This window comes from uncultured Brachybacterium sp., assembly GCF_947500705.1.
Lineage (GTDB): Bacteria > Actinomycetota > Actinomycetes > Actinomycetales > Dermabacteraceae > Brachybacterium.
Genome location: NZ_CANMSY010000002.1, coordinates 419,301 through 437,192, shown reverse-complemented (window position 1 = coordinate 437,192; position 17,892 = coordinate 419,301). Strand labels below are relative to the sequence as shown.

Sequence of the window (17,892 nt, the reverse complement as noted above, 5' to 3'; positions counted from 1 at the left end):
GAGCAGGGCGTGCGACGTGGCACCACAGTAGCGCCCGCCGTACGATGGCGGGGCAGCTGCGGGCAGCGCCGTTCGCGGGTCGGGTCAGCACGTCGGGGGAGACCATGGGGCATCCATATCCGGGGCAGCAGCCCCCATCGCCGTCGCGCCCACGCACAGGCTTCTGGATCGCGCTGGGCTGCGTGCTGATTCTGCTCGTGCTCGTCTTCCTCGCCGTGACCGGCGGGGTGGTCTACCTCGTGAGCCGGGATCGAGGGACGCAGGCGGGGCCGACGGCGACTGCGGACGGGCCCGAGCTGGTCACCGTCGAGCACGAGTTCTTCAGCTTCTCCTATCCGGCGACCTGGTTCGACCTGCACGAGAGCGCGGAGGCGGCGGAGACCGACGGAGTGGCGGAGGTCGCCGACGAGGACATCGCCCCCGATGACCTCTTTAACCTCGCCGAGAACAGCGTCGTGGTGTACATGTTCGACTCCGACCTGCACGCGGTGATGACCTGTCGCACCCAGGCCACCTGGACCGGTTTCGCCTGGGACGAGTCCGAAGATCCCGAGGAGATCGACCCGATCACGCTCGACGGCAAGGAGCTCGCGGCCCATCGCACCCTGGGCACCCATGACGGGCAGGACGTCGTGGGGGAGATGTACTGCGCGGACGTGGCCGGCGAGGTGGTCCAGATCGTGGTGGAGACCCATGGGGCGACAGAGCTGTCCCCGGAGATCCAGGGCATCCTGGACAGCTGGGTCTGGGTCGAGGGCTGAACCCGGCCCGAGTCCGGGCTGCGCCGGAGGGATCAGACCTCGACGCGCCAGTCGATCGGTGCCGCTCCCTGCTGCTCGAGCAGGGTGTTCGCGCGGGAGAACGGCCGAGAGCCGAAGAACCCGCGGGAGGCCGACAGCGGGCTGGGGTGCGGGCCGGCGAGGTGGGGGACCTCGCCCAGCAGGGGGATCAATGACTGGGCATCGCGACCCCACAGGATCGCCACCAGCGGTCCGCCGCGGGCCACCAGCGCGTGCAGCGCCTGCTCGGTGACCTCCTCCCAACCGCGCCGACGGTGCGAGGCCGCCGCACCGGGGGCCACGGTGAGCACCCGGTTCAGCAGCAGCACACCCTGGTCCTGCCAGGCGGTGAGATCGCCATGGGCCGCGCGCGGGATCCCCAGATCGCTCTCGAGCTCCTTGTAGATGTTCGTCAGCGACCTCGGCAGCGGGCGCACGTCCCGCTCCACCGCGAAGGAGAGACCGATCGGATGACCGGGGGTCGGGTAGGGATCCTGGCCGACGATCAGCACCCGCACCTCTTCCAGCGGACGGCGGAAGGCACGCAGCACCCGATCAGGAGCCGGCAGGTAGTCGCGACCCGCCTCCACCTCGGAGCGCAGGAAACCGTCCAGCTCCTGCAGACGAGGTTCGACGGGCGCAAGGGCCGCCGCCCAGTCGGGAGCGATGTTCTCGGTGAGCGATGTCAGCACGCGCCCAGTCTTCCATCGGCAGAGTCTTCCCTCGGGCAGTGCCATTTAGCGGGCAGAATCTTCCATCGGGCGCGTCTTCCCCCGGACCGCCCACGGGCGCCTGCAGCGTTCTCCGGCGTGAGCCGTCCCCCACCCGGCCCGGTCAGCGGCGCGTCGGACAGGACTCGTGCGTCGTGGCCCGTACCCTCGAGATATGCCCGCCGATCCTGCTCATCGATCCTCCCGCGCAGCGTCTCTCGCCGCGGAGGCCGAGCAGAGCACGGAGCCTGGAGAGGGCACGGGAGCTGCGGAGCGTCGGCTTCTCGACGGAGAAGAGCCGGAACAGGGCCACGACGAACAGGGCCACGACACTCCCGTCGCGATGTCCGATGCGTCACTGCCCGGCCCGCAGGGCGGGCTCAGCGACCGGGACCGACGGATCCTCGCCCTCGAAGGCCGCACCTTCCGGTACGTCGGCGCGAAGGAACGGGCGATCCGTGAGCAGATCGGCCTGTCGAAGGTGGCGTACTACGTGCGTCTGAATGCACTTCTCGATGAGCCCGCAGCACTGCGGGCCGCACCGTCTGTGGTCAACCGGCTGCGGGGCCGGCGCACGTCCGAGGACGGCGCTGCAGGAGCCGGCGGCATCCACCGAGTGGCGTGAGCGACGACGCCCGCAGGGCGTGTGCTCCGCACTCGGCGCGGGCGGAGCAGGTTTAATGGGGCCGTGGCTGATTCCCAGTATCCGTACCCGCCGGACCGTTTCGACGATGAGGCGGACGCCGTGTCCTTCCACGGCGCCCACCGCGCCGAGCTCCCGTTCTGGCGGGAGAACCTGCTGTACATCATCATCATCGGCGCCGCCGCGGTGCTGCTCATCGTGCTGCTCTTCTTCATCGGGGGCATGGGCGGCAACGGTGACGACCGGGCGGAGGACCCCACGTCCGCCGCGGCCGAGAGCGAAGCTGCAGAGCCGAGCGCCGAGGAGACCACGGCCGAGGAGGAGGCCGAGCCCGCCCCCGAGCCGGACCTCTCCACCCCGGTGCTGGTGGTCAACGCCGGTGGCATCAACGGCCTGGCCGGCACCTGGCGCGACACGCTCGAGGGTGAAGGCTGGGAGGACATCAGCGTCGCCACCTCGGACAACGCCCAGCAGGAGCCGGTGGTCTTCTATCGCGACGAGGCCGACGCGGACACCGCTCAGGCGCTCGCCGAACTGGCCGGTGCCGGTGAGGCCCGCCAGAGCGACGAGTACGACGCCCCGATCACCCTGGTCGCCGTGGCCGAGCCCGGCGACGCCGGCGGTGGCGCCGAGGGCGACGGCGAGGGCTGACAGGGCTCGCCCTCGACCGGTGAGAGCATGAGCGGCAGGCGCCGACCCACGAGGTCGGCGCCTGCCGCTCGCCTCATCCCCCTCCGACGGTGGCCCGACCGATGTGTCCGCCACGAGCAGAGAGTTAGCACTCTCCACGCTTGAGTGCTTATGATGATCTGGCACTCGGTGATCGAGAGTGACAGCGCCTCGCGCGCTCGAGCTCCCGCGCATCGGAGGCACGATCGACAGGCGGTCCACCGCGTTGTCGACATAAACATTCCGGCCCCGTGAGGGGGTCGGCGCCGTGGGACATGAACACGGTGCCGGCTCTCGTCCGTCGCGGGCACAGGGCCGGGTGGACACCACACCACACGGGAGAGATTCCACAATGGCCAAGCTCATCGCATACGACGAGGAGGCCCGACGCGGCCTCGAGCGGGGAATGAACCAGCTCGCCGACGCCGTCAAGGTCACCCTCGGCCCCAAGGGCCGCAACGTCGTGCTCGAGAAGTCCTGGGGCGCGCCCACCATCACCAACGACGGCGTGTCGATCGCCAAGGAGATCGAGCTCGACGATCCCTACGAGAAGATCGGCGCCGAGCTGGTGAAGGAGGTCGCCAAGAAGACCGACGACATCGCCGGCGACGGCACCACCACCGCCACGGTCCTCGCACAGGCCCTCGTCAAGGAGGGGCTGCGCAACGTGGCCGCCGGCGCCAACCCGATCGCGCTCAAGCGCGGCATCGACAAGGCCGTGGCCGCGGTCTCGGAGACCCTGCTCGCGCAGGCTCACGAGATCGAGACCAAGGAGCAGATCGCCTCCACCGCCGCCATCTCCGCCGCTGACCCGGCCATCGGCGAGCTCATCGCCGAGGCGCTGGACAAGGTCGGCAAGGAAGGCGTGATCACGGTCGAGGAGTCCAACACCATGGGCCTCGAGCTGGAGCTCACCGAGGGCATGCGGTTCGACAAGGGCTTCATCTCGCCCTACTTCGTCACCGACGCCGATCGCCAGGAGACGGTCCTCGAGGACCCCTACATCCTGCTGATCTCCTCGAAGATCTCCTCCGTCAAGGATCTGCTGCCGCTGCTGGAGAAGGTCATCCAGTCCGGCAAGCCGCTCGCGATCCTCGCCGAGGATGTCGACGGCGAGGCGCTCGCGGTGCTCGTGGTCAACAAGCTGCGCGGCTCCTTCAAGTCCGTCGCCGTCAAGGCACCGGGCTTCGGCGATCGTCGTAAGGCGATGCTCGAGGACATGGCCATCCTCACCGGTGGCCAGGTCATCTCCGAGGAGGTCGGCCTGAAGCTGGAGACCGCCGGGCTCGAGCTGCTCGGCCAGGCCCGCAAGGTCGTCGTGACCAAGGACGAGACCACCATCGTCGAGGGCTCCGGCGACGCCGAGCGCATCGCCGGTCGCGTGTCCCAGATCCGCACCGAGATCGAGAACTCCGACTCGGACTACGACCGCGAGAAGCTCCAGGAGCGCCTCGCGAAGCTGGCCGGCGGCGTGGCCGTCATCAAGGCCGGCGCCGCCACCGAGGTGGAGCTCAAGGAGCGCAAGCACCGCATCGAGGATGCCGTGCGCAACGCCAAGGCTGCTGTGGATGAGGGCGTCGTCGCCGGTGGCGGCGTCGCGCTGCTGCAGGCCGGTGCCGACACCTTCAGCAAGCTCACCCTCGAGGGTGACGAGGCCACCGGCGCGAACATCGTCAAGGTCGCGATCGAGGCCCCGCTCAAGCAGATCGCGGTCAACGCCGGTCTCGAGGGCGGCGTCGTCGCGGAGAAGGTCAAGCACCTCCCCGTCGGCCAGGGCCTGAACGCCGCGACCGGTGTGTATGAGGATCTGATCGCCGCCGGCATCATCGACCCGGTCAAGGTCACCCGCTCCGCGCTGCAGAACGCGGCGTCCATCGCGGGCCTGTTCCTGACCACCGAGGCCGTCGTGGCCGACAAGCCGGAGCCCAAGGCACCGGCCGGCGGTGGCGGCGACGACATGGGCGGCATGGGCGGAATGGGCGGCATGATGTGATCCTCTGATCACGCCGCTCGCCTGAGCGTCAGCAGGCCCCGATCCTCTCTGGAGGGTCGGGGCCTGCTGCCTTCCCGGTCGGGCCGGGGACTTCTCCCCATCGTCGAGCCTGCGCCCTTCCACTACTCTCAGGAACCGACCGGCGCTGCCGGGAGGCGCTGACCACAGGGGATAGTGAGGGCCATGTTCTGCGGAGCGGACACTGAGGGGCTGAGGAACCACGCTGACGCCATGGAGGCGGCAGAGGGCCGGTGCTCGGCACTGCTCATGGAAATCATGTCGGCTGTGCAGACGGCGGCATGGGTGGGGGCCGATGCGGACGAGTTCCGAGACTCATTCACCATGTCGGTGACGCAGCTGTGGAACCCCACGATCGACCGGCTGAGTGCCTCAGCCCAGGAGCTCCTCGACCATGCCGAGGAGCAGGATGCGGCCTCCGAGGGCGGGGAGCGACAGGCATGGGGCCCTGGCGGCGATCGAGTCCGGAGGGGCGGGAGCGGACCCTTGGTGCCGGGATCGGCAGCGACGAATCTTTTCGGTCGCGACGGCGACGACGAATCGCCACCTCTCAATCCTGACGGCACCGTCAATGGGCCAGCACCCTTCGAAGGTCACGGACTGGGGCGAGGCGTGCCCGGCACGACGGCAGATGCTCCTGAGCCGCCGGCGTGGTCTCCGAAGGACGAGGGCTCCGGAGAATGGGACACGCAGGAGCCGACGGATGAGGACCGCGAGACGATGGACCTCATCGAGAAGCTCATCTTCGGAGGGCGCGTGGTCGGAAACGGTGCGGCATCGGACAACCTCCAGCACTACATCGACAACACCGGCGAGGACAAGGACATCGACGTCGACGACATGATGTCCAGCGTTCCCAGCTTCGGGACGGCCGTGTCCGAGTCTCAGCAGGCGATCGGGCAGGAGGCCATCGACCAGGCTCAGGCATCTGGAGCCACCGGCCCGGTCACGTTCCCCGTCAACACCGATTGGACCGGGGGCAAGGCGGACAAGAGCGTAAGCGAGAAGTACTTCTACGCCACGGGGTCCTTCGACTACAACCTCAACGGCACTGTGACCGCATATCCGCCGGGGACCCCCGGGGGAGAATGGACGTATGAGATGAGCACGAACGTCAATGTGCGAGATCGGTACAACTGGGATGTAGGGAAGGGCGTCACAGTCGACGTGCCGGATTGGGTTCCCGGGATGCCGGACGTGGTCAGCATCCCGGACGAGCAGATGGGGAGCCTCCATAAGGCGGGGATGGCGCGGGAATATAACATCGTCGGCGAGTCCGATTCCGTCACCTCGACCGGACCGTGACATCGGGTCCGGACACCGACGGCAGAGCAGGAGGAGTGATGGTCGACCGTGATGATGGGGAAGATGTGCGCGACGTGTTCAGCGGGGAGAGCTGGCAGGAGCTGATCGACAGCGTGGGTCTTGCTCGTCCCGTCCTGCAACAGCCGCCAGTGGTGCGTCGGCGTACCCGAGCCAGCGGGCTGGCCGTCGCGATCTTCGATTTCGTGCTCCCTCGTGCGGAGGTCTGGACGTGGGTCCAGGCGTCTTTCGGGGACGGTGCGAAGATCCCCCGCGCCTGGGTGACCTTCGACGCGGCGAAGGATGTCCTCGGAATCGGTGACCTGCCTACCGACTGGCGGCTCGGAATCACCAAGGAGGCGGGCAGCCCGAGAGAGAGGTACATCATGGTCGACGATGGGGATCCGGCACGGGTGACCGTCGGCGTCAGCGCGACCTACGCACCTCTCGGAGGTCAGCGGTCATGAGGAAGCGTCCGAGTCGATGGGAGCGACGGTCCGTTCTTGCCGTCCTGCCGCTCGGCCTCACCGCCCTGCTCACCTCGTGCACGATCGAACGGTGGACTCAGCCGCCGGCAGAAGAGGATGACGGACCTGTCGGCCCGGCGACAGCTGCGGAGGCCCTTGAGCTGGCCGAGTTCGCCCCGGCTCCGGACGGTGTGGACGCTCAGCTCATCGAGCGACAGCCCGCGGGCGACTTCGAACAATGGGCATGCGAGGTCGCTCTCACCGCTCCGGCGGAGGTGATCGACCCCTGGCTGGGGCAGAGCTACGGAGACGAGGGTCTGCCGGCCCGAGCCCACGTCACGACGACCGAGGCCAAGGCGACTTTCGACATCGGCGATGTCCCCGACACCTGGCTCCTCGAGGACGTCTCGCTGAGCGGGGTGCCCTACGAGCGCATGGTGCTGATCGACGATCAGGACCCGCGAACGGTCCGGGTGCATCTGGTCGAGGTCCAGGACTGAGCACCCGCTCCCTGTCGTCGCCGGATGACGGCTGCCTCGGGCCGGCCCGCACGGCCCTTGACCGGCTCAGACCAGGAAGATCGGGATCACCCCGGGGTTGTGCGCGTGGACGATCGCGAGGAAGACGAGCACGTCGAAGAGCAGGTGCACGATCAGCACGTACAGCAGTGAGCCGGTGCGGGAGAACAGCCAGCCCTGCAGCAGGGCGAAGGGGATGGTGAGCAGCGGTCCCCAGGCCTGATAGCCGAGCTCCCACAGGAAGGACACGAAGATGACCGCCTGCAGGAGGTTCGCCGTCCAGAGCCCGAAGTGGCGGCGCAGCAGCGCGAAGCAGGTGCAGATGAAGAACAGCTCGTCCCAGGTGCCCACGAAGTTCACGCCCACGAAGAAGCGCGCCAGTGCGCCGCCGTCGGTGATGGCAGGCCAGTTCTCATAGGCTCCCGAGGTGATGAAGTAGTACGGCAGGATCAGCCAGCCCAGCACGGGCACGGCGATGATGTACCCCCACTGCCACCGATTCCACCGCTCACCGGAGAGCCAGGGGAAGCGGATCGCGCGGCGTCGCAGCACCAGTCGATCCATCAGCAGCGGCATGGTCACGGCGAGGATCAGCACGGTCCCGATCGTGAAGAACCGATCCCAGTCCACGTTCGCCTTCACCGAGGTGGTCGAGACGATCGCGATCCCGAGGCCGATCAGGGAGAGATCCTTCCCGAGCTCTCGAGAGATCAGGAACGCGCTGAGCAGGCTGAGCACGAGCAGGCCGTGCCCCCAGCCGGCGAGCTGGAGACCGAAGAGGAGGAAGGCGGAGGCTGAGACCCCGACGGCTGGCAGCAGCCAGGTGGTCGGGGTGTGCTGTGCGGTGTCGGAAGCGGTGGGGGTGGGCGGCGTCGCCATGGGCACCAGCATGCCAGTCGAATGCTCGGTGGGACGCAACTCACGACGGACCACGATCATGTTCGTCCCGCAGATCTCGATGTTCATCCCCGACCTGCTCGGGATGTCCAGTGAGTGATCCTGCTCGCGACGGGGCCACGGCGTGCGCGCCGTGGCCCCGTCGTCATGCCTGCGGTGTCTCCGGTGCCTGCAATGGCACCGCCTCACGTCGTCTCACAAGCCCCAGGCCTCCGCGAGCAGCTCGAGGGCGTGCAGCCGGTCCGCCGGATCGTAGTAGTAGGCCGTGAGGATGAGTTCGTCAGCCCCGGTGGCGGCGACGATCTCCTCGAGCTGCCGGACCACGGTGGTGGGGGAGCCGACGGCCTTGATCGACAGGGTCTGGTCGACCTGGGAGAGGAGCTGGGCAGGGGCGACCTCCTCGATGGGTCGCGGCGGCTGGATCTTCTGGCGCTGACCGGTGACGACTCCCAGGAACATCTGCTGGAGGGTGGTGAACTGACGCTCCGCCTCCTCGTCGGTGTCGGCGATCACCAGGTTGACGCCGACCATGGTGCGGGGCGTCTCGATCTGTGCCGAGGCGGCGTCAGGGTCGAAGTTGTCGCGATAGACGTCCAGCGCGTGCAGGTACTGGAAGGGCGCGAAGTGCGAGGCGACGGAGAAGGGCATCCCCAGCTGGGCGGCCAGCCGGGCCCCGTTGGCGGTCGAGCCCAGGATCCACATCGGCACCTCGGTCCCTCGGGCGACATCCGCGGTGATCGGCAGCGAGCCGGTGGGCTCCTCGCGGGACCAGTCCCGCATCTGCTCGACGGCGGCGATGAAGGCGGAGGGCTCCGCCGAGGTGCGTGCGAGCAGCTGAGCGGTGAGCTGGTCCGTGCCCGGCGCTCGACCCAGGCCCAGGTCGATGCGGTCGCCGTGGAACTGCACCAGGGTGCCGAACTGCTCGATCACGGTCAGCGGGGAATGGTTGGGGAGCATGATCCCGCCGGAGCCGACGCGGATGCGCTCGGTCATCGACGCCGCCCGGTCGATCAGCAGCGCGGTGGCGGAGGAGGCCAGACTGTTGGTGTTGTGGTGCTCGGCGAACCAGAGCCGTTCGTAGCCCAGCCGGTCGGCAGCCTTCGCCCCGTCCATCGACGCGGTGATCGCCTCGCGCGTGGTCATCCCGTCGGAGATGGAGACGAGATCGAGGATGGACAGCGGCACATGAGGAGCATTCATACTGTTCAGGCTATCGAGCGAGCCGCTGCAATGGCGGGGCCGGGGGTGAGAGCTTCTCGACCCCTGAACAGGGAAGCATCCGCCGCCCTCGGGCGTTGGCCCCGGCATGAGGCTCTCCCTGCTCGACCGCTCCCGCACCCGCTATGGGCAGCCCGAGGCCGCCGCTCTCGAGCATTCGGTCCAGCGCGCGATCGACGTCGAACAGCTGGGCTATGAACGGTTCTGGGTCGCCGAGCATCACGCGGTGCCCGGGATCGCGAGCGGCGCCCCGGCGGTGCTGCTGGCGGCAGTCGGAGCCCGCACCGAGCGGATCCGGCTGGGCTCCGGTGGGGTGATGCTCCCCAACCATCGCCCGCTCGTGGTGGCCGAGCAGTTCCGCATGCTGGCCGCGCTGTACCCGGGCCGGATCGACCTCGGGCTCGGCCGGTCGCTGGGATTCACCGAGCCGGTCCGGCACGCCCTCGGCCGCCTCGAGACGAGCCCGGAGGACTTCGCCCGGGAGATCGCCGAGGTGCGGGGCCATCTCGAGGGCGCCGCGCCGCTCACCGCCCGGCCCGCCGACGCCGGCGAGGTGCCGGTGTTCGTGCTCGCGACCGGCAGCGGGGTGGACACCGCCGCCGCGCTCGGACTGCCGGTGGTGCTCGGCGGCCCCTTCCTGGACTCCCCGGAGCTGCCGGAACGCCTCGCCGCCTACCGCCGCGGCTTCCGACCGCATCGCGGCAGCGCGCCGCAGGTCATCGTCTCCGTCGACGCGCTGATCGCGGACACCGACGAGGAGGCTCGCGAACTCGCGCTGCCGGAGGTCTGGGCGATGGCCCGCTCCCGCACCACCGGCCTGTTCGAGGCGCTCGAACCGGTCGCGCGGATCCGGCAGACGCGCATGAGCGAGAAGGAGGCCCGCCGGGTGGAGAAGGGCCTTGCGGCGACGGTGGCCGGGACGGCGGCGACGGTTCGCCGCCGGATCGAGGAGCTGATCGAGCGCACGGGCTCACAGGAGGTGCTCGCCACCGGCGCGACCTACGATCGGGAGGCGCTCAGCGCCTCGGACAGGGAACTGGCGCAGCTGCTGGCGGGCTGAGCGCCCGCTCATCTTCTGGCAGGCAGCTCGGCCGGGCTGATCGCGAGAGACAGGATGCTCAGCAGCACCGAGGCGATCATCCCGTACAGCCACGGGAACAGCGTCATCGCATTGCGCAGTCGAGGGTCGGCCCCAGCGTGACGTGCCATGTGGGGCGCGAAGACCCGGGCGTGGAGGAACATGCCGCCGACGCCGATCGCGAGTCCGAGAAGCTGCAGCAGGAGGGACAGTCCGAGCAGCTGCGCGGCCTGGCCGGCGTCTCCTGCGCCGAAGGGCCTCAGGCACAGGTGCATGATCCCTTCCTGGACCGAGACGAAGGCGAACCGCAGCCACACCAGGTGCAGGAGATCGGCACGTGCCCGCAGTGGAGTTCACAGCTGCATCAGCACGCCGGTGACCAGGCTGAAGGCGGGGCCGGCGAGGAGCGTCACCACCTGCTCGCCCTCCGGCGGCGTGCCGAGATCGATCACGCCGAAGGGGTGCAGGACCGAGTCGTGTCCCAGAGCGAGCCCGCCGACCAGGTTCGCCAGCTCGTGCACGAAGATCATCAGCGCGCTCGCATCCTGACATCGTTTCCGGTGCGGCACGCCGGGTTCGACGGGGTCGGGGTGGGCTCAGGTCGCCGTGTCTGGGTGGAGAAGGCCTCCGGGCTCCCCTGAAGGCGGCCGGGTCGAGTCATGGTCGTCGCCATGGATCGGCACGTGCTGCTCGGGGATGTCCGCATAGGACGCCGGATCGGAGATCGGCTCGAGATGGGTGAGCACGGTGAGATCAGGGAGGCAGCGGCACAGCTCGTCCTCGAGGCCCTCGATGTAGTCATGGCCGCGCTTGACGGTCCATTCATCGGGAACCAGCACGTGGACGTTCATGTACTTCTGCTGCCCGGCCTCACGCGTCTGCAGGCCGTGGAATGTGATGGTGCCGTCGGTGCGGCGGCGCAGGATCTCGGTGATGATCTCGTGGTCCGCCTCCGGCAGCGCCTTGTCCAGCAGGCCCGAGATCGCTTCGCCGAGCAGTCCGATGCCGGTGACGATGATGTTCACTCCCACGGCGAAGGCGACCAGCGCGTCCAGCCGTTCCCAGCCGGTCAGCGCGACCAGGCCCACCCCGACGAGGATCCCGGCGCTGGTGACCACATCGGTCATCAGGTGCTTGCCGTCGGCCCGCAGGGTGATCGAGTTGTGCTGCTTCCCGGCGCGCAGCAGCACCAGCGAGACCCCGCCGTTGATCAGCGAGGCGATCACGACGATCACCAGGCCGATGCCGAGGTTCTCGAGCGGCCGCGGGTTGATGAAGCGCTCGACGGCGGTGACCATGATGACCGCGGCGGCCACGAAGATCATCAGTCCCTCGACGGCGGCGGAGAAGTACTCGGCCTTGGCCCGGCCGTAGAGGAAGCGCTCGGTCGCGGGGCGCGCGGCGACCGTCAGGGCGATGAGGGCCACCACGGCGGCGACCAGGTTCACCGTCGACTCCGCCGCGTCGGAGAGCAGGCCGACGGAGTCGGTCATCACCCAGGCGCCCGTCTTCAAGGTGATGGTGATGACTGCGGCGACGATCGAGAGCCATGCGAATATGCGCAGGTCCACGCGCTTGTCTGCGACGGGGGAGGTCGAAGCGGGAGAGGTCATGCGAGGGAGTCCTTCAGGGGTGGATCGGGGGCGAGGGTGCCGTCGGGGGCGATGTGCTCGAAGATCTGCTCGACCAGGTTCAGGACGTGGGGGTCCTCCACCGTGTAATAGCTGTGGCGGCCCTCGCGACGCACGGAGACGATCCCGGCCAGGCGCAGCTTGCTCAGATGCTGACTGGTGGTGGGAAGGCTGAGCCCCGCCTTCCCGGCGAGAGTGCCCACATCGAACTGGCCACCGCTCATGAGATGCACCAGGTGCAGCCGCGAGGGGCTCGCCAGCAGGGCGAAGGTGTTCGCCGCCGCCGCGAGCTGGAGCTCGGTGGGCTGGGGTTCGCAGGGTCGGGGTTCGCTGGGCTCAGGGTCTGCAGTGAGGTCATCGCTGCCGGTCTGTGCCATCGCCCCTCCTGTCCTCGCTCCCCATGTCGGCATCCCGCATCGCGGGCATGGGGAAGCATCTCCCGGATTCGTCAGTTGCGCAAGGAACGAAGCGTACGGTGTGAGCAGGCTCCTGACGGCTCCGCCGACCCTTGCGGAGGTGGTGGCCGCGATGCCCACGACATTCGAGACCGTGCAGGCGCAGGAGACCGACACCGCGGTCGTGCTCTACACCGCCGGCACCACCGGACGGCCCAAGGGCGTCGAGCTCAGCCACTCGAACCAGCTCATGAATGCTCTGACCTGCCACAGACTGTTCGGCAGCAGGCCCGGTGAGGACACCCACCTGGTGACTCTGACTGAGCTGAGGGACGACGCGGGGCCGGGCCCTCGATGGACCCGGCCCCGCATGCTTCCGTCCGGACTCAGTGCACTCAGAGCACTTCGCGGGTGGGCTCCGCGGCCGTGGGCAGCCCTGCGTCCGCGTACGCGCGGAAGCCGCCGATCAGATCCGTGGCCCGGTGGAAGCCGAGGTCATGCAGGTCGCGGGCCGCGAGCGAGGAGTAGAACCCTTCGTTGCAGACCATCACGACCAGATCGCCATGCTCCGGGCCGCCCGCCATCCGATGTGCACTGCTCGGATCCAGCCGCCATTCGAGCACCAGCCGCTCGATGACGGTGGCGCCGGGGATGTGCCCCTCGGACTCCCGGGTCGCCGCCGAACGGAGGTCGAGCACGTGGGCTCCCTGCGCCTGAGCGGCGTGGAGGTCCTCCGGAGCGAGGCGATGGACGCCCTGTCGGGCAGCGGCGAGCACCTGCTCGATGCTGTGCGGAGCAGATGCTCCGGCGCGACGTCGACCGCCGGCCGGGGCGTCGCTGCTCACCGATTGCGACCGGAGGAGAAGGAGGCGAGACCGCCGCCGACGGAGTTGCCGGTGCCCCCGCCGTCGGAGCTCGTGGAGTAGCGGGAGGGAGCGCTCTGGCCCTGTCGGCGCGCGCCGGAGGCGTTGCCGCCCTGCCCGCCGCGGCGACCACCGCTCTGGCCACCGGAACGTCCCTGACCACCGGCGCCCTGGCCGCGTCGGCCCTGACCGCCGCGGCCCTGGCCCTCGGTGCGGGACTCCTCGCCCTGACCGCCGCGGCGGGCGCCGCCGCCCTGGCCGCCGCCCTGACCGCCACGGCCGCCGCCCTGGCCACCGCGGCCCTGGCCGCCGGAGCGTCCGCGACGCTCACCGTTCAAGCGGGCCTGGTCCACCTCGGGCTCCGGCTGGCGGGGCTCATGGGTGGCCACCCGCTCGCCCGGGGCGAGCGAGGTGAGCACGGGGCTCGTGGGTTGCACCTGGGAGTGGTAGGTGGGGGTGATGCCGGCCTTCCGCATCAGGTCGCTCACGTCGCGCTTCTGCTCCGGGGTCTGCACGGTGATCACGGTGCCGGACTCGCCGGCGCGGGCGGTGCGGCCCGAGCGGTGCAGGTAGGCCTTGTGCTCGACGGGCGGATCGGCGTGGACCACGAGGGCCACGTCGTCGACGTGGATGCCGCGGGCGGCGATGTCGGTGCAGACCATCGTCGTCGCGGTGCCGTCGCCGAAGGCCTCGAGGTTCCGGGTGCGGGCGTTCTGCGAGAGGTTGCCGTGCAGGTCCACCGCGTCCACGCCGCGTGCGCTGAGCTTGCGGGCGAGGTTCTTCGCGCCGTACTTGGTGCGGGTGAACATGATGGTGCGGCCGGGGGCGGCGGCGAGATCGCGCAGCACATCGAAGCGCGTCGTCGCAGCGACCTCGAGCACATGGTGCTCCATGGTGCCCACCGGGCTGGTCGCGGGATCCGCGGAGTGGGTGACGGGCTCGTGGAGGAACTCCTTGACGAGCTTGTTCACCCCGGAATCGAGGGTGGCGGAGAACAGCATCCGCTGGCCCTTCGAGGGGGTCTTCGCGAGGATCTTGCGCACCATGGGCAGGAAGCCCATGTCCGCCATGTGATCGGCCTCGTCGATCACGGTGATCTCGACGGCGCCGAGGTCCACGTGGCCCTGGTTCATGAGGTCCAGCAGGCGGCCGGGGCAGGCGACGAGCACGTCGACGCCATTGTTGAGCGCCTTGACCTGGGGGTTCTGGCCCACGCCGCCGAAGACGACGGTGCTGCGCAGATCCGCGGCGACCTCGAGCGGCTTCAGCGACTCGGCGAGCTGCGAGGCGAGCTCGCGGGTCGGCGCGAGGATCAGGGAGCGGGGGCGGCGCGACACGCGACGGCGAGGCTCCGCGATCAGGCGGGCCACCAGCGGCAGCAGGAAGGCGTAGGTCTTGCCCGAGCCGGTGCGGCCCCGGCCCAGCACGTCCCGGCCGGCCAGCGAGTCAGGCAGCGTCGAGGCCTGGATCGGGGTGGGCTCGGTGATGCCTCGCGGCGCAAGTGCCTGGACGAGGATCGAGGGCACGCCGAGGCGTGCAAAATCAGGGGTGGTCACGAAAGGTGATCCGTTCTGTGTGGTGCAGTCCTGCCCGGGGCGTCGACATGCGGCGCTGCTCGCGAGCAGCTCTCCTTCGCCGACGGTGTCGCTGGGGCGGAGCCTGCCGAGACCAGGGTGACGGGGTGACGTCGACCAGGATCGGGGCTATCCGCTCAGGACCTGTGCCGCGGCGGGAGAACGGCACTTCGACCCACACTAGCCGCAGGTGCCCGTGCTGGCGATGCTGCGCCGTGTCGGTGTGACATACCACCGTGACGGCTGAACCTCCACCGTTCTTTCCCACGTTGCAATGTGAGTGCATATGCGATGGGATGAGGGGGTCCGATCAGCGTCGATCCCGTGCCGAGGAGTCCCCGTGACCGCCCAGACCCCCGAACTGCCTGCGCAGCTCTCCGCTCTCTTCACCCGTGCCGATGAGCTCGCCGCGATCTTGGACGCCCCGCCGTCGGCCGCCGACGTGCCCCGGCCCGAGCATCCGCGACCCCAGCTGCAGCGCCCCACCTGGCGGAGCCTGAACGGCACCTGGCAGTTCGAGATCGACCAGGGCGACTCCGGCCGGGAGCGGGGCCTGTTGGAGCGCGAGCTCGCGCAGACGATCACCGTGCCCTTCGCCCCGGAGACCGAGGCCTCCGGGATCGGGAACCGCGACTTCCTGAACGCCGTCTGGTACCGACGGACCGTCACCATCCCCGCCGACTGGGACGGCCTGCGCCCGATCCTTCGCTTCGAAGCGGTGGATCACGACGCGACGGTCTGGGCGAACGGAACGGAGGTGGCCCGCCACCGCGGCGGCTTCACACCCTTCTCCGCCGATCTCTCGAGCGTCCCCGGCGTCGGTCCTGGCACCGAGGTCGAGATCGTTCTGCGCGCCCGGGACCCCCACGACGTCCCCCAGGCCCGCGGCAAGCAGTCCACCTGGTACCACGCCACCCACGCCAGCTACCACCGCACCACCGGGATCTGGCAGAGCGTCTGGCTCGAGGGGGTCCCGGTCGACGAGATCCGCTCCCTGCGCATCACCCCGTCGCTCGCCGGAGGCGCGTTCTCGATCACCGCGCCGCTGGCCCGCAGCACGCGCGGCACCCGCCTCGAGGTCGTCGTCTCCGTGCCCGGCGGAGAGGAGATCGCCCGCGCCGACGTGCGTGCCGACCTCGACCTCTCCCCGCAGCTGCAGCTCGTGATCCCCGAGGACCAGGTGCGGATCTGGGGCCCGGGCGCCCCCGAGCTCTACGCCCTCACCGTCCGCCTGTTGAGCGCCGAGGGGACCGTGCTGGACGAGGTCCGTTCCTATGCGGGCCTGCGTGCGACCACCTTGCGCGGCCACGAGTTCCGGATCAACGGCGAGAAGGTGTTCCAGCGACTGGTCCTCGATCAGGGCTACTGGGAGGAGACCTTCATGACCTCCCCGACCGATTCCGCGATGACCACCGACATCCGCCTGGCGCTCGAGGCCGGGTTCAACGGTGCGCGTCTGCACCAGAAGGTCTTCGAGCAGCGGATGCTGTTCTGGGCGGACCTCCACGGCTACCTGGTCTGGGGCGAGTTCGGGGACTGGGGCATCTCCGGGCACGGCCCGATGGGCGACAACCAGCAGCCCACCGCCACCTTCATCGGCCAGTGGATCGAGGCTGTCGAGCGGGATGTCAACCACCCCAGCATCATCGGCTGGTGCCCGTTGAACGAGACCCACCAGGTGCTCCACGACCGGCTCACCCAGCTCGACGACGTCACCCAGGCGATGTACGACGCGACCAAGCTCGCGGATCCCTCGCGGCCGGTGCTGGACGCCTCGGGCTACGCCCACCGTGTGCGCGGCGCGGACATCTTCGACTCCCACTCCTACGAGCAGGACGTCGACCGCTTCCGGGTCGAGCAGTCCGGCCTCGCCGAGGGCGCCCCCTGGGCCAACCGCCTCGAGCTCGGCCCGGACGAGATGCCCTTCGCCGACGGCTCCTTCTCGCTGCCCTTCGCGGGCCAGCCCTACTTCGTCTCCGAGTACGGCGGGATCTGGTGGAACGAGGCCGAGGCCCGTCGGGCCGAGGAAGCCTCACGAGCCGGCAACAACGCCGCCGAATCCTGGGGCTACGGCGAGCGGGTGCGCAGCGAGGAGCAGCTCTATACGCGGTTCGAGGGCCTCACCCGGGTGCTGCTCGAGGATCCGCTCATGTTCGGCTACTGCTACACCCAGATGACCGACGTCTTCCAGGAGAAGAACGGGGTGGTCGACTTCGACCGCGGCCGCAAGCTCGACCTCGCCCGGCTGCGCGAGATCCAGCAGCAGCGGGCCGCCTACGAGCAGGAGGGCTGAGGCCGGCGCAGGGGCCTGTGCTGCCGCATATTCGGTGGCCGTGCCGTCGACGTGGCGTGATGATGGGGACATGGTCGATCAGTCACGCCTGTGGGACGCCCACGCTGCCGCCGGGTACGACACCCCCGGTGAGGGCATGTTCGCCCCGGAGGTGCTGGGGCCGACGGTCGAGATCCTCGCCGAGCTCGCCGGGGGAGGTCGCGCCCTCGAGCTCGCGATCGGCACGGGCCGGGTCGCGATCCCGCTGCACGAGGCGGGCGTCGACGTCACCGGCATCGAGCTGTCGGCCCCGATGCTCTCCCGGCTGCGCGAGAAGGTCGACGAGAGCGCCCTGCCCGTGATCCGCGGGGACATGACCACCGCCAGCGCGGGGGAGGGGTTCTCCCTCGCCTATCTGGTCTTCAACTCGATCTCGAACCTGCTCGTCCAGGAGCAGCAGGTCGAGTGCTTCCGCAATGCCGCCCGTCATCTTGCGCCGGGAGGGTGCTTCGTGATCGAGCTGTGGGTGCCGCAGCTGCGCTCGCTCACCCCCGGTCACGGCGGCACCGTCGAGATCTCCGAGCCCGGGTACCTGCTCGTGGACACGATCGACACCCTCGCGCAGCAGCTCGTCTCCCACCACGTGCGCTTCGATCCTGCGGTGGACGGTGCGCGCGAGGCGCAGATCGGTCGCACGCCGCATCGCTACATCTGGCCCTCGGAACTCGACCTGATGGCGCAGCTGGCCGGATTCACCCTCGAATCACGCTGGGCCGATTGGGACCGTTCCGAGTTCACCGCGGACTCCTGCAGCCACGTCAGCGTCTACCGGCTGACGTGATGCCCTGTGCACTCCCTCTCTACA

19 protein-coding genes and 1 pseudogene are annotated in these 17,892 nt (G+C 69.4%); 11 read left to right on the top strand and 9 right to left on the bottom strand.

Translation table 11 applies throughout. From position 1 onward, the window contains the following. The first annotated feature begins 182 nt into the window (after positions 1-182). Positions 183-761, top strand: a complete 579-nt coding sequence (locus Q0937_RS05135; RefSeq protein ID WP_299300399.1) for a hypothetical protein — start codon at positions 183-185, stop codon at positions 759-761. A gap of 32 nt (positions 762-793) precedes the next feature. On the opposite strand, the gene Q0937_RS05130 is transcribed toward Q0937_RS05135, so the two are convergent. Further along, positions 794-1,471, bottom strand: coding sequence for a uracil-DNA glycosylase (locus tag Q0937_RS05130; protein WP_299300397.1), 678 nt, complete (start codon positions 1,469-1,471; stop codon positions 794-796). 193 nt (positions 1,472-1,664) lie between these two features. Between Q0937_RS05130 and Q0937_RS05125 the strand changes: the two genes are divergently transcribed. The 6 genes from Q0937_RS05125 (at position 1,665) to Q0937_RS05100 (ending at position 7,081) form a co-directional block, all read left to right on the top strand. Next, a complete protein-coding gene (locus Q0937_RS05125) occupies positions 1,665-2,114 on the top strand; it encodes a DUF3263 domain-containing protein (RefSeq protein WP_299300395.1) in 450 nt (149 codons plus the stop codon). A 63-nt stretch (positions 2,115-2,177) separates the two neighbouring features. Beyond that, complete coding sequence (locus Q0937_RS05120) at positions 2,178-2,783, top strand: LytR C-terminal domain-containing protein (RefSeq protein ID WP_299300393.1); 606 nt, start codon at positions 2,178-2,180, stop codon at positions 2,781-2,783. 370 nt (positions 2,784-3,153) lie between these two features. Then, the gene (gene groL, locus Q0937_RS05115; protein ID WP_299300391.1) at positions 3,154-4,794 is read left to right on the top strand and encodes a chaperonin GroEL; all 1,641 of its coding nucleotides are present in this window, start codon (positions 3,154-3,156) and stop codon (positions 4,792-4,794) included. Positions 4,795-4,977: 183 nt separating this feature from the next. Next, positions 4,978-6,117, top strand: a complete 1,140-nt coding sequence (locus tag Q0937_RS05110; protein ID WP_299300389.1) for a WXG100 family type VII secretion target — start codon at positions 4,978-4,980, stop codon at positions 6,115-6,117. A gap of 38 nt (positions 6,118-6,155) precedes the next feature. Further along, positions 6,156-6,581, top strand: a complete 426-nt coding sequence (locus Q0937_RS05105; protein ID WP_299300387.1) for a hypothetical protein — start codon at positions 6,156-6,158, stop codon at positions 6,579-6,581. Further along, positions 6,578-7,081 carry a hypothetical protein gene (locus Q0937_RS05100; RefSeq protein WP_299300385.1) on the top strand — a complete coding sequence of 168 codons (504 nt, stop codon included), beginning with the start codon at positions 6,578-6,580 and terminating at the stop codon, positions 7,079-7,081. Before Q0937_RS05105 ends, Q0937_RS05100 begins: the two co-directional genes overlap by 4 nt. A gap of 66 nt (positions 7,082-7,147) precedes the next feature. Here the strand turns inward: Q0937_RS05100 and Q0937_RS05095 are convergent, their stop codons facing one another. Together Q0937_RS05095 and Q0937_RS05090 are read right to left on the bottom strand one after the other, a co-directional pair. Continuing rightward, entirely contained in the window at positions 7,148-8,065 is a 918-nt protein-coding gene (locus tag Q0937_RS05095) for a CPBP family intramembrane glutamic endopeptidase (RefSeq protein ID WP_363323198.1), read from the bottom strand. Positions 8,066-8,191: 126 nt separating this feature from the next. Further along, positions 8,192-9,196, bottom strand: coding sequence for an LLM class flavin-dependent oxidoreductase (locus tag Q0937_RS05090; protein ID WP_299300383.1), 1,005 nt, complete (start codon positions 9,194-9,196; stop codon positions 8,192-8,194). Positions 9,197-9,302: 106 nt separating this feature from the next. On the opposite strand from Q0937_RS05090, the gene Q0937_RS05085 reads away from it, so the two are divergent. Then, positions 9,303-10,274: an MsnO8 family LLM class oxidoreductase gene (locus Q0937_RS05085; RefSeq protein WP_299300381.1), complete on the top strand. Its 972-nt coding sequence runs from the start codon at positions 9,303-9,305 to the stop codon at positions 10,272-10,274. A gap of 8 nt (positions 10,275-10,282) precedes the next feature. Here Q0937_RS05085 and Q0937_RS05080 read toward each other — a convergent pair whose 3' ends face one another. The 4 genes from Q0937_RS05080 to Q0937_RS05065 all read right to left on the bottom strand — a co-directional run bounded on the left by Q0937_RS05080 (position 10,283) and on the right by Q0937_RS05065 (position 12,300). Next, positions 10,283-10,609 carry a hypothetical protein gene (locus Q0937_RS05080; protein WP_299300379.1) on the bottom strand — a complete coding sequence of 109 codons (327 nt, stop codon included), beginning with the start codon at positions 10,607-10,609 and terminating at the stop codon, positions 10,283-10,285. Between the two features lie 36 nt (positions 10,610-10,645). Then, positions 10,646-10,822 (bottom strand): hypothetical protein, encoded by a 177-nt coding sequence (locus Q0937_RS05075; RefSeq protein ID WP_299300377.1) that lies wholly within the window; start codon positions 10,820-10,822, stop codon positions 10,646-10,648. Positions 10,823-10,888: 66 nt separating this feature from the next. After that, positions 10,889-11,905, bottom strand: a complete 1,017-nt coding sequence (locus Q0937_RS05070; protein WP_299300375.1) for a cation diffusion facilitator family transporter — start codon at positions 11,903-11,905, stop codon at positions 10,889-10,891. Next, the gene (locus tag Q0937_RS05065; protein WP_299300373.1) at positions 11,902-12,300 is read right to left on the bottom strand and encodes a helix-turn-helix transcriptional regulator; all 399 of its coding nucleotides are present in this window, start codon (positions 12,298-12,300) and stop codon (positions 11,902-11,904) included. Before Q0937_RS05065 ends, Q0937_RS05070 begins: the two co-directional genes overlap by 4 nt. A gap of 151 nt (positions 12,301-12,451) precedes the next feature. Here Q0937_RS05065 and Q0937_RS05060 point away from each other — a divergent pair. Continuing rightward, positions 12,452-12,622: pseudogene (locus tag Q0937_RS05060) on the top strand (AMP-binding protein); the annotation flags it as partial. Between the two features lie 91 nt (positions 12,623-12,713). On the opposite strand, the gene Q0937_RS05055 reads toward Q0937_RS05060, so the two are convergent. After that, entirely contained in the window at positions 12,714-13,163 is a 450-nt protein-coding gene (locus Q0937_RS05055; protein ID WP_299300371.1) for a rhodanese-like domain-containing protein, read from the bottom strand. Beyond that, positions 13,160-14,737 (bottom strand): DEAD/DEAH box helicase, encoded by a 1,578-nt coding sequence (locus tag Q0937_RS05050; RefSeq protein WP_299300369.1) that lies wholly within the window; start codon positions 14,735-14,737, stop codon positions 13,160-13,162. Before Q0937_RS05050 ends, Q0937_RS05055 begins: the two co-directional genes overlap by 4 nt. 358 nt (positions 14,738-15,095) lie before the next feature. On the opposite strand from Q0937_RS05050, the gene Q0937_RS05045 reads away from it, so the two are divergent. Further along, a complete protein-coding gene (locus tag Q0937_RS05045; RefSeq protein ID WP_299300367.1) occupies positions 15,096-17,048 on the top strand; it encodes a glycoside hydrolase family 2 protein in 1,953 nt (650 codons plus the stop codon). A 70-nt stretch (positions 17,049-17,118) separates the two neighbouring features. Beyond that, positions 17,119-17,868: a class I SAM-dependent methyltransferase gene (locus tag Q0937_RS05040; RefSeq protein WP_299300365.1), complete on the top strand. Its 750-nt coding sequence runs from the start codon at positions 17,119-17,121 to the stop codon at positions 17,866-17,868. Positions 17,869-17,892: the final 24 nt, after the last annotated feature.

What these genes read in the sequence shown, in the direction of transcription:
- Q0937_RS05085 (WP_299300381.1), top strand. Translation starts at nt 9,303, where the DNA reads ATGAGGCTCTCCCTGCTCGACCGCTCCCGCACCCGCTATGGGCAGCCC.
- Q0937_RS05070 (WP_299300375.1), bottom strand. Translation starts at nt 11,905, where the DNA reads ATGACCTCTCCCGCTTCGACCTCCCCCGTCGCAGACAAGCGCGTGGAC.
- groL (WP_299300391.1), top strand. Translation starts at nt 3,154, where the DNA reads ATGGCCAAGCTCATCGCATACGACGAGGAGGCCCGACGCGGCCTCGAG.
- Q0937_RS05100 (WP_299300385.1), top strand. Translation starts at nt 6,578, where the DNA reads ATGAGGAAGCGTCCGAGTCGATGGGAGCGACGGTCCGTTCTTGCCGTC.
- Q0937_RS05095 (WP_363323198.1), bottom strand. Translation starts at nt 8,065, where the DNA reads ATGAACATCGAGATCTGCGGGACGAACATGATCGTGGTCCGTCGTGAG.
- Q0937_RS05040 (WP_299300365.1), top strand. Translation starts at nt 17,119, where the DNA reads ATGGTCGATCAGTCACGCCTGTGGGACGCCCACGCTGCCGCCGGGTAC.
- Q0937_RS05110 (WP_299300389.1), top strand. Translation starts at nt 4,978, where the DNA reads ATGTTCTGCGGAGCGGACACTGAGGGGCTGAGGAACCACGCTGACGCC.
- Q0937_RS05090 (WP_299300383.1), bottom strand. Translation starts at nt 9,196, where the DNA reads ATGAATGCTCCTCATGTGCCGCTGTCCATCCTCGATCTCGTCTCCATC.
- Q0937_RS05105 (WP_299300387.1), top strand. Translation starts at nt 6,156, where the DNA reads ATGGTCGACCGTGATGATGGGGAAGATGTGCGCGACGTGTTCAGCGGG.
- Q0937_RS05075 (WP_299300377.1), bottom strand. Translation starts at nt 10,822, where the DNA reads ATGATCTTCGTGCACGAGCTGGCGAACCTGGTCGGCGGGCTCGCTCTG.
- Q0937_RS05065 (WP_299300373.1), bottom strand. Translation starts at nt 12,300, where the DNA reads ATGGCACAGACCGGCAGCGATGACCTCACTGCAGACCCTGAGCCCAGC.
- Q0937_RS05125 (WP_299300395.1), top strand. Translation starts at nt 1,665, where the DNA reads ATGCCCGCCGATCCTGCTCATCGATCCTCCCGCGCAGCGTCTCTCGCC.